The organism is Streptomyces sp. B8-7, assembly GCF_058833805.1.
Map to the genome: position 1 here is coordinate 403,470 of NZ_JBYRRL010000001.1, position 15,547 is coordinate 419,016.

Genomic DNA, 15,547 nt, shown 5'->3' on the forward strand with positions numbered 1-15,547 from the left:
TGTACGCTCACCGGAAAGTTCCCGACAGGGCCCGCCTTCTAGGATTTCGCGAGTGCCAAAGGTTTCCGTGATCGTGCCGTTCTACAACGTCCAGCAATATGCGCCGGACACGCTCAGCAGTCTTCGCATGAATGCGCGAAGCGACGTCGAATTCGTGCTGGTGGACGACCGCTCCCAGGACGAGACCCCGGCCATTCTCGAACGAGGTGCCGAGCAGCTCTCCCGGGTCGCCGAGGTGCAGTATCTGCGACACGAGCAGAACGGCGGACTCGCCACCGCCCGCAACACCGGCCTCGACGCGGCCACCGGCGAGTACCTGACGTTCCTGGACGGCGACGACTGGATCGGCCGCGGCTACCTCGACCGCCTGGTGGCCGCCCACGAGGAGCTCGGCTGCGACTTCGTCCGCGTCGACCACGTCCAGGCCACCGCGCGCGCCCGCACCGTGCACCGGGTGCCCGTCGGACGGCGCGGCGAGGTGCTCGACCCGCGCGACGCGATCCTCCCCGCCGACCGCACCACCTCCGTCGACTACGCCTACGCCTGGGCCGGCTGCTACCACCGCCGTCTGCTCGACCGGGGCCTGCTGCACTTCACCGACGGACTGCGCACGGCCGAGGACCGGCCCTGGATCTGGAAGCTGCACCGCGAGGCGGAGTCCTTCGCCGTCCTCAGCCTCTTCGGCGTCTTCTACCGGCGCGGTGTCGCCACCTCCCTCACCCAGATCGGCGACGTCCGCCAGCTCGACTTCATCCGCGCCTTCGACGAGGTCGTGGAAGGCGCCGCCGCCGACCGCGACGCCGCCGCCCTGCTGCCCAAGGCCGTCCGCACCTACTGCGCGATCATCGCCCACCACCTGGCGGAGACCGAGAAGTTCGAGCCGGCCGTGGCCAGGGAACTGCGCGTCCGCAGCGCGGCCGCCATACAGCGCATGCCGCAGGAGGCGCTCGGCGACGTCCTCGACACCATGGACCTGAAACGCTCCACCAAGCTGCGGCGGCTGCGCCGCCGGGCCTCCAGCGCGAAGGCGGCCGCCTGATGTCCCGTACCACCCAGATCTTCTGCGCCTCCACCCTCTACGGCGCCGCCACCCTCGCCGCCGCGATCGACACGGACTGCTTCACCGAGCCCGACCGCCGCGTCCTGCTGGTGTTCAACAACGCCGCGACCCCGGAGACCACTCCGTCCGTCGACGAGATGCCCGGCTTCGAGCACCTCCGCGACCACTTCGACGACGTGCTCTCCTACAACGAGGCCATCCACCCCTTCCACCCCGGCGCCTGGGTGCCCCGCGCCGAGGACCTCCCCCTCTTCGAGCGGTACCTGCGGCTGCGGTGGGGCCTCGGCGAGGACCGGGTGGAGCTGGTGCTGGAGTCCATCCAGGTCAGCCCCGCGCTCACGCTCGCGCAGATCTTCACCGGCGCCCCCGTCGACGTCTACGCCGACGGCCTCATGAGCTACGGCCCCACCCGCAACAAGATCGACCCCCTGGTCGGCACCCGCGTCCGCCGCCTGCTCCACCTCGACCTGGTCCCCGGCCTGACCCCGCTGCTGCTGACCGAGTTCGACGTGCCCCCGCAGACCGTGCCCGCGGCCGCCTTCCGCAAGGTCCTCAGCTGCCTGACCGGCGCCCCGGGCGACCTGCCCGCGCTTCCCGACAACGCGGCCCTGCTCCTCGGCCAGTACCTGTCCGCGCTGAACATCCTCACCACCGCCGAGGAGGAGGACCTCCATGTGCGCATGATGCGCGGCGCGGTCCGGCGAGGACACCGGGCCGTCGTCTTCAAGCCCCACCCCACCGCCCCCGCCGGCTACAGCCGCGCCCTGGAGACGGAGGCCGCCGCCCTCGGCGTCGAGCTGACCGTCGTGGACACCCCCGTGCTCGCCGAGGTCCTGTTCGAGAAGGCCCAGCCCGCCCTGGTCGTCGGCTGCTTCTCCACCGCCCTGTTCACCGCCTCCGCGTTCTACGGCCTCCCCGTCGCCCGCATCGGCACCGAACCCCTCCTCGACCGGCTCACGCCCTACCAGAACAGCAACCGCATCCCCCTCACCCTCGCCGACGCGGCCCTGCCCGACCTGGAGGCCACCGACCCCGGCACCCTCCCCGACGACCAGCTCGCCGGACTCGTCCAGGCCGTCGGCTTCACCATGCAGCCGCAGCTCCTGGCCCCCCGGCGCGCGGCAGCGGAGCGGTTCCTCACCGCCCACCTCGGCCCCCGCACCCAGCGCTACTTCAAGCGCCGCCGCCTCACCACCCTGGGCCTGCCCGGCGGCATCCCCGAGCGCCTGTCCTTCCTCCCGCGCAACTCCACGGCCCGCCGCGTGGTCCGCCGCGCCAAGGCCCTGCGCAAGGCGGTCCGCCGCTAGGGCGTGTTTCGAAAGTCCCGCCTGTCTGGCGGCGTCTGGCACGCACGCTCGCCGCGTTGTCGGGCTCGCCCCGATACATCCAGTATCGGGGCGACCCTCCGCCTTGCGATCGCACGCACCAGACGCCGCCAGACCTGCCCTTCGGGCAGACGACGCTACTTTCGAAACACGCCCTAGGTAGCTGGTGTTAAGCGGGGCTTCCTGGGCGTGCGGTGTCGTCACTGGGGCGTCAGGGGCGTGTCGCCGGGGCGGTGCTCCGGGCGGCCCGTGGCCTGGTCTTGAGGCTGTTGAGGGTTTGGTGCGTCCGGGTGCGGTCGTTCGTGTGTGCCCTGGGCCTTGCTGGCCGGTCAGCCGGTGGCGATGGCCCAGTTTCCAGCGGCTGTGGACATGATTCCGAGCACGCCGAGCCGCGCGATGTTGGCGGCGGCGGCCAGCAGGGAGAAGTCGGCGGCGACCTTGGCCCGCCCCCGCACCCGGGCCCGGCGTCCGCCGTGTCGCCGCCGCATGAGGTGGGCGATCTTGCGTTCGACCTTGGGCCGGGTGGCCCGGTAGGTAGCCAGCCAGGCCGGGTCGGCGCTGCGTGCCCGGCCGCGTGCCAGGTGTTCCTCGTGCGGGCCGATGGTGATGACGCGTCCGTCCCTGGCGGTCGTGCACTGGGCCGCGAGCGGGCAGGCGGCGCAGGCGGCCTTGAAGCAGGCCGCCCCACGGCCGTCGGACTTCGGGCGGATGGGGACGGTCACCTGGTTCGGGCAGGTGACCTGCCCCGCCCCCAGGTCGACGGTGAAGGCGTCCTTGGAGAACCGTCCGCCGGGCGCGTTGGCGGCCTGCACTTTGACCATCACCTCGACGCCGGCCCCGTCCAGCTCGGCCAGCAGCGGTCCGGTCCCGTAGGCGGCGTCGCCGTAGACCTCGGCCCGCTCACCCGCGGCCCCTTCGTTCGGGGCGGGCGCGTTCAGGACGTCGGCCAGCAGCTCGGCGGCGGGCTCGGCGTCGCCGGCGTTGCCCGCAGTGACTGCGGTTGCGGTGATGACCTCGCTGTCGGGGTCTTCGGCCACGTGCCCCTTGTAGCCGTCGAAGGACCGGTTGACGGTTTTGTGCCCGTGCCGGGCCTCGGGATCGACCGTGGAGATGACCCGGTCCGTGGCCACCTTCCGGGCAATCCGGAACACTCCGTCACCGTCCTGGTCCAGGTCCTGGCCGAGCACGGTGGCCAGCAGGCGCGCGGCCTGGTCCGCCTCCGGCTCCAGCACCCGGCCCTCCAGCACGGCCAAGAGCGCGTACCCGTCCCGGGCCCGCGAATCGATCAGCGCCTCCCGCTCACCGGCGTCCGTCCAGTCGATGACCGGCTTGGCCGTGTCGGTGTAGGCATCGCCGCTGGTCAGTTGCGCCCGCAGCTCGGCCCGCAGCCCGTGATCGGCCGCCCGCAGCAGGCCGCGGACGGCCGAGCGGATCAGCGTGATGGTGTCCTGCGTGGCCACGGCGTCATAGACCGGAGCCGAGTCCAGCACCCGCCGACGACCCACCAGCCCGGCCTGGGCGGCCACGTCCACCGTCCGCTCGAAGATCCGGTCCGGGCGGGCGGACGCGGCCAGCCGCGCGCGCATGTCCACCAAGACGGTGTGCACGAACCCGGGATGATCGAAGTCCAGCCCGCCGGCGGCGTACTTCCAGCGGACATCGAATGCGAACCGCTCGACCGCTTCACGGTCGGACAAGCCTTCCAGGCGCTGCAGGACCATCACGACCGCCACGATCACCGGCGGCACCGACCTGCGGCCGTCCTCGGCGAACAGATCGGCGAACATCTCATCGGGGAACAACGCCCGGCACTCGCGGTGCAGCACCGCGTAGATCGAGTTCGGCGCCAGCCGACCCTCGCAGAAACCCGCCGTGGAGGAGAGCAACCCCGGCTGCATCGGGGTCCGGCCCACTGCCATCGCTCAACCTCTCCCCACACCCAGCGACCAACACCAAGCAGCCTGGCACACGTTGAAGAACCGACGCGAGCTCACACGATTAACACCAGTCACCTAGAAGGCTGCTGAAAATCTGGTGTTCTGGCCCCGGCTCCGTGGAGTCGGGGCCAGTCTTGTAGGCATGCAGGGGGAATGGGCCGGGGAGCCGGTCGGGCCGGATGTGTGGGAGACGTGCCGGGAGCTGATCCCGGCGGGGAGTGTGTTCGCGTTCCTGGCCGAGCACCGCGAGGTGCTGTTCCCGGCGGAGATGTTCGCGGACATGTATCCCTCGTCCAACGGCCGTCCGAGTCTGCCGCCACAGGTCCTGGCCGCGACCGTGGTGCTGCAGAGCCTGCACGGGCTGTCGGACTTCGAGGTCGTTCAGGAATTGCGGTGTGACCTGCGGTGGAAGGCCGCTTGCGGGCTCGGCCTGCACGACACCGCGTTCGATCCGTCGTTGTTGACGTACTTCCGGCGCCGCCTGCGCAACTCGGCCGATCCGACGCGGATCTTCACCAAGGTCAAGGAGGTCGTGGCCGCGACCGGGGTGCTCAAGGGCAAGCAGCGGCGGGCGCTGGACTCCACCGTCCTCGATGACGCGGTGGCCACCCAGGACACCGTCACCCAGATCATTTCCGCGATCCGGCGGGTGATCCGAGAGGTTCCCGGCGGCCAGGAGACGGCCGGCCGGTGGTGCACGGCCCACGACTACACCAACCCGGGCAAACCGAGGATCGCCTGGGACGACGAGACGGCCCGCGCCGCGCTGGTCGACGCGCTGGTCACCGACGCCCTCAACCTGCTCGGACACCTGCCCGAGCAGAACCTGGGCGAGAAGGCGGCGGACGCCGTCGGCCTGCTGGCCCTGGTCGCCGGACAGGACGTGGAACCCGCCAAGGACTCCGACGGCCGCGACGGCCGCTGGCGCATCGCCAAGCGCACAGCACCCGACCGGACGGTGTCCACCGTCGACCCCGACGCCCGGCACATCCACAAGAACCGCACCCGCCACCAGGACGGCTTCAAAGGACATGTCTCCTTCGAGCCGGAGACCGCACTGTTCACCGCCGTCGCCCTGACCGGCGGCTACGGGCCCGGCAACCACGAGGCCGCCATCGCCGCCGACCTGCTGGCCGACGAAGAAGAGGGCACGGAGTTAACCGTGCTCGGCGATTCCGCCTACGGCACCGGCGAACTGCGCGAGCGCCTTCAAGGCCAGGGCCACACCCTGGTGATCAAACCGCCGCCGATCCGGACGGCCGTCCCCGGCGGCTTCACCATCGACGACTTCCGCCTCGACCTGGCCGCCGGCACCGCGACCTGCCCGGCCGGACACACCGCCAACCTCGGGCAGGTCAAAGCAGACGGCGCCCGCACCGCCCAGTTCAAACGCCTCTGCGCCGACTGCCCCCTGCGGGAACGCTGCACCACCTCCAAGACCGGACGCACCGTGAACGTCCACCCCCAGCACGAACTGCTGGCCGCCGCCCGCCACCAGGCCGCCACCGACCCCGCCTGGCAGGACGAATACCGCCGATGGCGGCCCCCCGTCGAACGCGCCATCGCCTGGCTCGTCGGCAAAGGCAACCGCAGAGTCCCCCACCGCGGCGTGATCGCCAACAACATCTGGCTCCACCACCGCGCCGCCGCCCTCAACCTCCGCCGACTGATCAACCTCGGACTCACCCGGACCAGCACTACCTGGCACCTCACCCCCGCCACCGCATAGGGAAAGGGGCCATCCGGCCTCAGGCCGGACAGCCCCCAACAAGATTTTCAGCAGCCTTCTAGATGAATGAGTCCGATGTCTTCAGTGGTCGTAGGCGATCAGTGATCGTTTGACTGGGGCGCCGGTGGTCCAGTTGTGCCAGATGCCGGCGGCGAGGGCGAGGAGTCGTTGTCCGGTGCGGGCGAAGACTCCGGCCGGGGTTCTGCCACCGTGGTGTTCGAGGCTGAGCTGGCCCTTGAGGGTGTCGATGACGGCTTCGATCCACTGCCGGACCCGGGCGATCTTGCCGTGCCGGACCGGCTCGTCCTTCCGGTCGGGCCGCACGAGGTGGGCTCCGAGGCGCTCGCTGACGAAGGTTTCGAACTCCTTCCCGGCGAAGCCCTTGTCGGCGAGGATCACCTGGCCCTGGCGGACGAGGTGGTGGTCGCGTTCCAGCAGCGCCGCCATCACCTCGCGTTCGCCGATCTTCGGGTTGGCCAGGCACCAGGTGACGGGCATGCCCTCGGCGGTGGTGACCAGGTAGAGGCGCAGGCCCCAGAAGAAACGGGAGTGGCTGCGGCAGTATCCGTAGCTGCCGTGCCCGGCCAGGGCGGAGCGTTTGACGGTCTCGCGGGAGGCCGCGCAGGGCAGCGGGGTGGAGTCGATCAGCCGCAGGTCGTCGTGCCAGGTCGGGACCTGCCGGGCCAGTGCCTCGATCACCTGGCTGATCAGCGGACCTGCGGCGTTCAGGCGCTTGTTGTAGGCGGACTGCTGGGGCAGATAGCGGAACAGGTGCCCCAGCCGGGCGTGGGCGAAGCGGATCCAGTGCCGGGCCGAGGGGAAACCGAGCAGGACCTGGGCGACGGCCAGGCACAGCAGTTCGGCGTCCGTCAGTTTCGGAGGTCGCCCGATCCGGCGACAAGGCGCCACGTGGTCGTCGATGAACACGTACAGTGCCGCAAGAAGGGCGTCCAGGTTTGTCTTCACACACTGACCAACGGGCGCCCTTCGCCATGGTCGCGACCAGCACGGACATCGGACTCATTCATCTAGGGCGTGTTTCGAGGGTCCCGCCTGGCGCGCGGCGTCCGGTACGGCACCTCGCCGCGCTGTCGGGATCGTCCGCGTACGCCCAGTACGCGGACGAGCCTCCGCCTTGCGATGCTCCCCCACTGCCTCAAGGGCGTGGGAGGTGCCCCCGGCACCAGACGCCGCGAGCCCCGCCCTCACCGGGCAATACATCCAGTGCCGCGGCAGGCGCTCCGCCGGGGGTGCCGCGGTGTGACGTCGTCCGGCCGCGGCGCCGTCCTGGCCGGTCGCGCGGTTCCCCGCGCCCCCTCGGGGTGCTGCCGGACAGCGGTGGACCTCGCCCGGCCCGGCTCGGGCGTGTCGGTCCGCCGGGCCGCGGGGCCACGCCCGGCCACACGCGAGACACCGCCGTGCCGCAGGACCGGCAGGGTCCCCGGAGACCCGCGGGCCGCGCGGGCACGAGGGACCGGCGGGCCGCGGGCCGGACGGACGGGCCGCCGGGCACGCGACAGACCGGTGGGCCACCGGCTCCCGCCCGTCCCCACCGGAGCGGTCGGGACGGCGGATCCAGCGGCGGCGGCAGGGCCGGCCGGCGACGGCGGATCCGGCAGGCGACGGGCGGGCCGCCTCCCCGCCCGGCCACGGTGCGGTGAACCCCGCACGACGCGCGGCGGAAGGCCGTACGAGCATTCCGGGGGGCTCCCTCGCCGGCGGGAGGCGGCGGGCCGCCGAACCCTAGGATCACGCATGGCGGCACGCCGCGCCGACCGACCCCGTGACCCGTGAGGCCCCCCATGTCGAACCTCGCACGGCTCTATCCCCTCATCAACGACGTCCGGCTGCCGGAGAACCTCCCCTACACCCAGGTGAGCACCTGGGAGCTGAGATTCCTGTACCTCCTGGGCCGCCACCACCTCACCGGCTCGGACCCCATCGTGGAGCTGGGCTCGGGCGGCGGCGGATCGACCTACGCGCTGGCGGCGGGCCTGGCCGAGTCGCCGGTGTTCGACCCCCGCACGGGCCGGCTGCACGCCTACGACTTCTTCCGCGTCGGCAGAGGGACCTTCGCCTCCGAGAAGTTCTTCGACACCGGCAGGGCACCCGCCGCCGACGCCTCCTTCCTGGAGGACTTCAAGGGCCGCATGGCCCCCTTCCTGCCGTTCCTGGAGATACACGCCGGCGACCTGTGGGACACCTCCGACCCGGACGACACGAGCCCCGTGGAACTGCTCCACATCGACATCGCCAAGACCCCCCGCGTCTTCGCCTGCGTCAGCCGCCGCTTCCTCACCCGGCTGCGCCCCGGCTCCGTCGTCCTCCACCAGGACTTCGCCGGCCCCCGCCTGCCCTGGCTGCACTACAGCACCGGCGCGCTGCTGCCCTACATCGAGATCGCCGGCCCGCCCCTCCGCTCCACCCTCGCCTTCGAGGTCACCCGGCCCCTGCCCGCCGACGTCCTGACCCGCATCAGCGAGGACGCCTTCTCCTACGACGAGAAGCTCGGGCTCATCTCGGCCGTCCAGGAGCGCATCGACCGCGACCACACGGGCGGCATCCCCTTCACCCCGGTCCTCCAGCTGGCCAAGGCCTACGCCGCCCACTACGAGGGCCGTCACCGGCAGGCCTGGGCCCTGGCCGAGCCCCTGCTGGACGACCCGTACCTCGGCCGCACCCGCGCGGACCACTTCGCGCAGCTCCGCAGGGCCCGCGACGCCGGGCGCGCCCAGGCCGCCCGGCGCTCGCCCCTGCGCCGCATCAGGCGCCTGGTCCGCCGAGCCGTGGGCCACTGAGCGCCGCCCCGGCATGTCCGGATACCTCCGTCCGGACGACCCTGGCATACGCCCGGACGGGGGACCGGCGACCGTGCGTGCCCGCTCCCTCGCACAGGGGTGTCACGGCCTCACCGGCCCGGCCGGCGGCAGGCCCCGCCGGATACCTCACGGACATGACACAGAGCCGTTCCGACTGGTGAACACTCCGGCGCGGCTCAGGTGAACCGTGGTATCCGTGGAAAGAGAGGGAGCACTCGCCGTGGATTCCATGAACGATTTCATGATCCAAAAGACTGGAGGACGGGCGAGTTTACCCGCTCCGACCCCCAGCTATGCCGGACGCGGTCAGATTTTCTTCCCCTAAGGGGCTGAACTTTTGTTGATCGCGGGTCAGTTGACCACCCCGGCGTCCTACCCTTCAGAGGGTGAAGCAACTGATGTCCCTTGAGTCCGAGGCCGTTCCTCCCGGGGAAGCCGTGCTTCCCGGCACGCTCCCCGAGGCGCTGCGTGCCGAACTCGTGGCCTTCCGCCGCGACCTGCACATGCACCCCGAGCTGGGCAGCCAGGAGTTCCGTACGACGGCGGCGATCAAGGCCCGGCTGGAGCAGGCCGGCCTGACGCCGCGCGTACTGGCGACGGGCACCGGGCTCATCTGCGACATCGGCGTGGACGGCGGGGTGTGGAACGGCGGCCCGCGCATGCTCGCCCTGCGGGCCGACATCGACGCCCTCCCCATCCCGGACGCGAAGACGGAGTGCGCCTACCGCTCGACCGTGCCCGACCGGGCCCATGCCTGCGGGCACGACGTGCACACCACCGTCGTCCTCGGCGCCGGACTCGTCCTGGCCGGCCTGCACGAGCGCGGCCTGCTGCCCCGACCGGTACGGCTGCTCTTCCAGCCTGCCGAGGAGGTGCTGCCGGGCGGCGCCGCGGACGCCATCACCTGCGGTGTGCTCGACGGGGTGGAACGCATCCTCGCCGTGCACTGCGACCCCCGGGTCGACGCCGGGCGGATCGGTCTCCGGGTCGGCGCGATCACCTCCGCCTGCGACCGGCTGGAGATCGCTCTCGGCGGGCCCGGCGGACACACCGCCCGGCCCCACCTGACCACCGACCTGGTCACCGCCGCCGCCCGCGTCGTCACCGACGTGCCCGCGCTGGTCGCCCGCCGTGTCGACACCCGGGCGGGGCTCGCCGTGACGTGGGGGAGGGTCGAGTCGGGGCACGCCTCGAACGTGATCCCCCAGCACGCCGAGCTCTCCGGGACCGTGCGATGCCTGGACATCGACACCTGGCGGCAGGCGCCCGACCTGGTGGTCGCGGCGATCGACGAGGTCGCCAACCTCCACCGGGCCAAGTCCGAGATCACCTACGTACGCGGGGTGCCGCCCGTCGTCAACGAACCCGGCTCCACGGAACTGCTGCGTGAGGCGATGACCGCCCGCCGCGGACCCGACTCCGTGGAGGGAACCGAGCAGAGCCTCGGCGGCGAGGACTTCTCCTGGTACCTGGAGCACGTGCCCGGCGCCATGGCCCGGCTGGGCGTGCGCACCCCCGGTGAGCGCACCGTCCGCGACCTCCACCAGGGCGACTTCGACGTCGACGAATCCGCCATCACCGTCGGGGTGGAACTCTTCACCGCGGCAGCACTGATCGACATCCAGCTCTAGACAGCGTGGCCGGGCCGCTCGCCCCCTAGAGGTCGAGCTGATGCTGGTGTGTCGTGTGGGTGGGTGTGTAGCCGAGACGGTCGTTGATCTGTCTCATGTGCCGGTTGCTGTCGGCGGTGTCGGTCAGGAGCCCACCGAGGTGCGGACAGTCCTCGCGGACCTGTCGGATCGACTCGGCCTTCATCCACCGGCCGAGGCCGTGCCCCCGGTGCCCGGGCAGCACGCCGGTGCCGTAGTGCTGGCCGTCACCCGTGCCGTTGCCGGGGACGACGACTTCGGTGAACCCGGCGACCGAGCCGTCGGAGGTGTCGACGGCGACGACGGTGTGCAGGTGGTCGCCGCGCTGTTCGACGGCCTTCGCCGCGGCCCGCACGCGGTCCACGTCCCAGGTCACGGTGCCGTAGTCGGTGTCGTCCATGGGCATGTCGTCCATGGCGCGGCGTGAGGCGGCGAACGTCTCGGCGAGGTCGTCGGGGACGGTCCCCCGCCACGACATCAGCCGGTAGCCGGGATGCGGACGCTCGATGATCCCGGCCAGAACTGCCGTGTCCACGTCAGCCAGTGCCAGGCGGGTGTACCTCAGGGTGAGGACCTTCCGGAATCCGCGCGCCGCCAGGAAACGGTCACCGGGCGATCCGGCCTCGGCCTGTGCGACGACGCAGCGTCGGGCATGGTCCCGGGCGGTGGCCACGGCGGTGTCGAGGAGCCGGGAGCCGACGCCCCTGCGGCGCTCCGCGGGATGCACGCGGAGGTCGAGTTCGGCCAGGTGCTCCTGTCCAGGATCGGTGAACAGCCGCAGAAAGGCCGCCCCGACAGGGATGGAGTCCGCGTCCGAGGCCAACCAGGCGAGACGCCGGCCGTGCGGCCCGTGAGCGGGGTCGGTCAGTGGGGTGATGCGAAGGGACAAGGTGTCTCCGTCGTGAGGAGGTGGCAACTGTCAGTACGTGAGCTCAGCTCCCGGGCACTCCTGCGCATGTGCTCCACACCTCCTCGTAGACGGTGCCGCCCCGCACCCGTGCAGGACGACTGGGTGAACCTAGCTGGCCGATCGACTCCCGGGCAACGGGTTAAACAGCCCCCGGCGACAGGCGGGGCGGGCACCGGCCCGGTCGGGCGCGAGGCGGCGTACGGCGCTGAGGGGATCGTGCCGGTGTGCGGCACTCTCACGGCGGCGTATGGGGGCAGGCACCGGCCCGGTCCGACGCGAGGCGACGCACGGCGCTGAGGGGATCGTGCCGGTGTGCGGCACTCTCACGGCGGCGTATGGGGGCAGGCACCGGCCCGGTCCGGCGCGAGGCGGCGTACGGCGGCGAGGGGATCGTGCCGGGGTGCCGCACTCCCATGGCGGCAGGCGGGGGCGTCGGCCCGGTCGGGCGCGAGGCGGCGTACGGCGCTGAGGGGATCGTGCCGGTGTGCGGCACTCTCACGGCGGCGTATGGGGGCGGGCACCGGCCCGGTCCGGCGCGAGGCGACGTACGGCGCTGAGGGGATCGTGCCGGTGTGCGGCACTCTCACGGCGGCAGGCGGGGGCGTCGGCCCGGTCGGGCGCGAGGCGGCGTACGGCGGTGAGGGGACGTGCCGGGGGGTGCCCGCCCGCAGCGGCCGGCGAAACCCCGCGCACCAACCGGCCCACCCGGACTCCGGCCCGAGGACGGACACCCCCCGGCGCGGCCCCGCCCCACCCACGGCCTGGTGCCCCACCCACGGCCCGGCGCCTGACCCACGGCCCGGTGCCCCACCACCGCCCCGACGCACCACCGCCCCGACGCACCACCGCCCCGATGCACCACGGCCCCGGCGCACCACCGCCCGGCGCCTCACCACCGGCAGGCAGCCCGCCCACCCACAGCACCCCCACCCCACAGGGGGCGCGGGGAACTGCGCAAAAACAGACGTTCCGCCCCGCTTCGCGACAGGCGCGATCCAGACACCGCTACCGGTTGCGCGCGCCCCCACGCCGGGGGAGTCTGGCCCTGAGTGCGGGCGGTCTGTCGCCCTGCGTCCTTTTCGGACCAGTGGGTAACAAGGGCGTAACCGGCCATCGGCACGAATGGATAACAGCCGCGCGGAACCCCGTTCCCAGGAGTGTCTACGCGCGTTAATCTGCGCCGAACCTAGCACCCACTGCGGGGCTTTGGAGAATGGGGTACTTCAGATGCGTCGGATATCCAAACTGACCCAGGTCGCGGTGGGGGTCGCGTCCATCGCGCTCGCTGCCACCGCCTGCGGAGGGACCAGCAGCGACAGCGGCGGCGGAGGTGAGGACAAGGGCCTCGCCATCGCCTACGACATCGGCGGCAAGGGCGACCAGTCCTTCAACGACGCCGCGTTCGCGGGCCTGACCAAGGCCAAGGAAGAGTTCGGCTACCAGACCGCCGACATCGAGCCCACCGAGGGCGAGACCGACGCCGACAAGGAGCAGCGTCTGTCCTCCCTCGCCAAGCAGGGTTACAACCCGGTGATCGGCGTCGGCTTCGCCTACGGCCCCGCCATGGAGGCCGTGGCCAAGAAGTACCCGGACACCACCTTCGGCATCGTCGACTCCGTGGTCGAGGGCGACAACGTCGCCTCCCTGGTCTTCGCCGAGCAGGAGGCCTCCTACCTCGCCGGTGTCGCCGCGGCCAAGGCCACCGAGACCAACACGGTCGGCTTCATCGGCGGCGTCGACATCCCGCTGATCCACAAGTTCGAGGCCGGCTACAAGCAGGGCGTCGCGGACACCAGCGACGGCAAGGTCAAGGTGCTCTCCCAGTACCTGACCCAGACGGCCGAGGAGGGCGGCTTCTCCAGCCCGGACAAGGGCAAGGCCGCCGCCGAGGGCCAGATCGAGAAGAAGGCCGACGTCCTCTACGCTGCGGCCGGCCTGTCCGGCCAGGGTGTCATCGAGGCCGCGTCGAAGGCCGGCGTCTGGGCGATCGGCGTCGACTCCGACCAGTACGAGCAGGAAGCCCTGGCGGCGTACAAGGACTCCATCCTCACCTCGGCGCTCAAGGACGTCGGCGGCGCCGTGTACACGCTGGCGAAGTCCGTCGAGGACGGCGAGCCCCTGACCGGCGTGCAGACCTTCGACCTGAAGGTCGACGGCGTGGGCCTGTCCGAGAGCAACCCGGAGTTCGCCTCGATCCCGGGCCTGACCGACGCCGTCACCCAGGCCAAGGAGGGCATCATCAGCGGCTCCATCACGGTCAAGACGGAGTAGCACGACAGGCGCGACGCGACGCGACGCTGCGCGGCTCCGCCCCCACACACAGGCGACGGAAGCCGCGCAGCCCCTCGCATCAGGCGGGAGCGACAGCGCCCCGCGACCGGCGAGGGTGCGTCGGCGTCGTCTCCGCGACCGGCGAGGGTGCGTCGGCGTCGTCTCCGCGACCGGCGAGGGCGTGCCGCACAGCTCCCGGCACAAGGGACCGCGAGCAGCAGCGCAGCCCCCGCACCCGCAGCGAGAGCGCCACAGCTCCACCCCCAGGCGCCGGGAGCGGCCGGCTCCCCCGAGGGCGCGGGCGGCTCCCCGCACTCCGGAGCGGGCGGGTACGACGGTGTACCCGCCCGCTCCGGCCTGCCCGAAACGTCACGCACCGCCACCCTCCCTTCGCGTTCGGCGAGCCCCGCCCCTACCGCCGAGTTACCTAGGGCGTGTTTCGAAAGTCCCGCCTGCCTGGCGGCGTCTGGCACGCACGCTCGCCGCGTTGTCGGGCTCGCCCCGATACATCCAGTATCGGGGCGAGCCTCCGCCTTGCGATCGCACGCACCAGACGCCGCCAGGCCTGCCCTTCGGGCAGACGACGCTACTTTCGAAACACGCCCTAGGCCACGGCCGGATAACAAGGTGGACAGAAGGGGTTTTCAGGTAGGTCTACGCGCGTTAATCTGCGGCGAAGCCAGCGCCGAAGCTGAACCGTCCTCCGGCGCGCTTGTACGACAGGAGCACCACACATGCGCCGGATTTCCCGGATCACGGTCGCGGGCGCAGCGACCGCCTCCCTGGCTCTCGCCCTCTCCGCCTGCGGCGGCACCTCGACCTCGTCGTCGTCCGAGTCGAAGGGCGACCTCGGCCTCGCCATCGCGTACGACGTCGGCGGCAAGGGCGACCAGTCCTTCAACGACGCCGCCTTCGCGGGCCTGGAGCAGGCGAAGAAGGAGTTCGGCTACGACACGGCGGACATCGAGCCGACCGACGGCGAGACGGACGGCGACAAGCAGCAGCGTCTTGAGTCCCTGGCGAAGCAGGGCTACAACCCGGTGATCGGCGTCGGCTACGCGTACGCCTCCGCGGTGAAGGGCGCCGCCGAGCGCTTCCCGGACACCACCTTCGGCATCGTGGACGACTCCACGATCGAGGCGAAGAACGTCGCGGACCTGGTCTTCTCCGAGGAGGAGGCCTCCTACCTCGCCGGTGTCGCGGCCGCCAACGCCACCGAGACCGGCACGGTCGGCTTCGTCGGCGGTGTGGACATCCCGCTGATCCACAAGTTCGAGGCCGGCTTCGAGCAGGGCGTCAAGGACACCAAGCCGGAGGTGAAGGTGCTCTCGCAGTACCTGACCCAGACGGCCGAGGAGGGCGGCTTCTCCAGCCCGGACAAGGGCAAGTCCGCCGCCGAGGGCCAGATCGAGAAGAAGGCCGACGTCGTGTACGCGGCCGCCGGTCTGTCCGGTCAGGGCGTGATTCAGGCCGCCGCGTCCAACAAGGTGTGGGCGATCGGTGTCGACTCCGACCAGTACCAGCAGGAAGCCCTCGCGAAGTACAAGGACTCGATCCTCACCTCGGCGATGAAGGACGTCGCCAAGGCGGTCTACAACCTCGCGAAGTCCGTCGAGGACGGCAAGCCGGCGACGGGTATCGTTCGGGGCGATCTGAAGAGCGGTGAGGTGGGTCTGTCGAACTCGAACCCCGAGTTCGCGGACAATGCCGAGATCCAGAAGGCCGTCGAGACCGCCAAGGAGAAGATCGTCAACGGCGAGATCAAGGTCCAGAGCAGCTGAGCACCACCACCCTGAGCAGGGTGTGACCGCGGGGTCGCGTTCGCTCGACCGGGTGCGGGGAGGGCA

The 15,547-nt window shown here is 71.4% G+C and carries 10 protein-coding genes; 7 read left to right on the forward strand and 3 right to left on the reverse strand.

What is annotated here, in order from left to right; genetic code table 11:
- Positions 1-52 precede the first annotated feature (52 nt).
- Both AC5K6T_RS01760 and AC5K6T_RS01765 read left to right on the forward strand, forming a co-directional pair.
- Positions 53-1,039 carry a glycosyltransferase family 2 protein gene (locus tag AC5K6T_RS01760; protein ID WP_493204994.1) on the forward strand — a complete coding sequence of 329 codons (987 nt, stop codon included), beginning with the start codon at positions 53-55 and terminating at the stop codon, positions 1,037-1,039.
- Positions 1,039-2,367 carry an alpha-2,8-polysialyltransferase family protein gene (locus tag AC5K6T_RS01765; protein ID WP_493204996.1) on the forward strand — a complete coding sequence of 443 codons (1,329 nt, stop codon included), beginning with the start codon at positions 1,039-1,041 and terminating at the stop codon, positions 2,365-2,367. The genes AC5K6T_RS01760 and AC5K6T_RS01765 overlap by 1 nt, the downstream gene beginning before the upstream one ends.
- 347 nt (positions 2,368-2,714) lie before the next feature.
- Here the strand turns inward: AC5K6T_RS01765 and AC5K6T_RS01770 are convergent, their stop codons facing one another.
- Entirely contained in the window at positions 2,715-4,304 is a 1,590-nt protein-coding gene (locus AC5K6T_RS01770) for an IS1182 family transposase (RefSeq protein WP_493204997.1), read from the reverse strand.
- Positions 4,305-4,464: 160 nt separating this feature from the next.
- Between AC5K6T_RS01770 and AC5K6T_RS01775 the strand changes: the two genes are divergently transcribed.
- Positions 4,465-6,051 (forward strand): IS1182 family transposase, encoded by a 1,587-nt coding sequence (locus AC5K6T_RS01775; RefSeq protein WP_493204868.1) that lies wholly within the window; start codon positions 4,465-4,467, stop codon positions 6,049-6,051.
- Between the two features lie 81 nt (positions 6,052-6,132).
- Here the strand turns inward: AC5K6T_RS01775 and AC5K6T_RS01780 are convergent, their stop codons facing one another.
- Positions 6,133-7,017 (reverse strand): IS982 family transposase, encoded by an 885-nt coding sequence (locus tag AC5K6T_RS01780; protein WP_493204867.1) that lies wholly within the window; start codon positions 7,015-7,017, stop codon positions 6,133-6,135.
- Between the two features lie 836 nt (positions 7,018-7,853).
- Here AC5K6T_RS01780 and AC5K6T_RS01785 point away from each other — a divergent pair.
- Both AC5K6T_RS01785 and AC5K6T_RS01790 read left to right on the forward strand, forming a co-directional pair.
- Positions 7,854-8,849 carry an O-methyltransferase gene (locus AC5K6T_RS01785; RefSeq protein WP_493204999.1) on the forward strand — a complete coding sequence of 332 codons (996 nt, stop codon included), beginning with the start codon at positions 7,854-7,856 and terminating at the stop codon, positions 8,847-8,849.
- Between the two features lie 419 nt (positions 8,850-9,268).
- Positions 9,269-10,501, forward strand: coding sequence for a M20 family metallopeptidase (locus AC5K6T_RS01790; protein ID WP_493207280.1), 1,233 nt, complete (start codon positions 9,269-9,271; stop codon positions 10,499-10,501).
- A gap of 25 nt (positions 10,502-10,526) precedes the next feature.
- Here AC5K6T_RS01790 and AC5K6T_RS01795 read toward each other — a convergent pair whose 3' ends face one another.
- Positions 10,527-11,408, reverse strand: coding sequence for a GNAT family N-acetyltransferase (locus AC5K6T_RS01795; protein WP_493205001.1), 882 nt, complete (start codon positions 11,406-11,408; stop codon positions 10,527-10,529).
- A 1,248-nt stretch (positions 11,409-12,656) separates the two neighbouring features.
- On the opposite strand from AC5K6T_RS01795, the gene AC5K6T_RS01800 reads away from it, so the two are divergent.
- Together AC5K6T_RS01800 and AC5K6T_RS01805 are read left to right on the forward strand one after the other, a co-directional pair.
- Entirely contained in the window at positions 12,657-13,700 is a 1,044-nt protein-coding gene (locus AC5K6T_RS01800) for a BMP family lipoprotein (RefSeq protein WP_493205002.1), read from the forward strand.
- Between the two features lie 734 nt (positions 13,701-14,434).
- Entirely contained in the window at positions 14,435-15,481 is a 1,047-nt protein-coding gene (locus AC5K6T_RS01805) for a BMP family lipoprotein (protein ID WP_493205004.1), read from the forward strand.
- Positions 15,482-15,547: the final 66 nt, after the last annotated feature.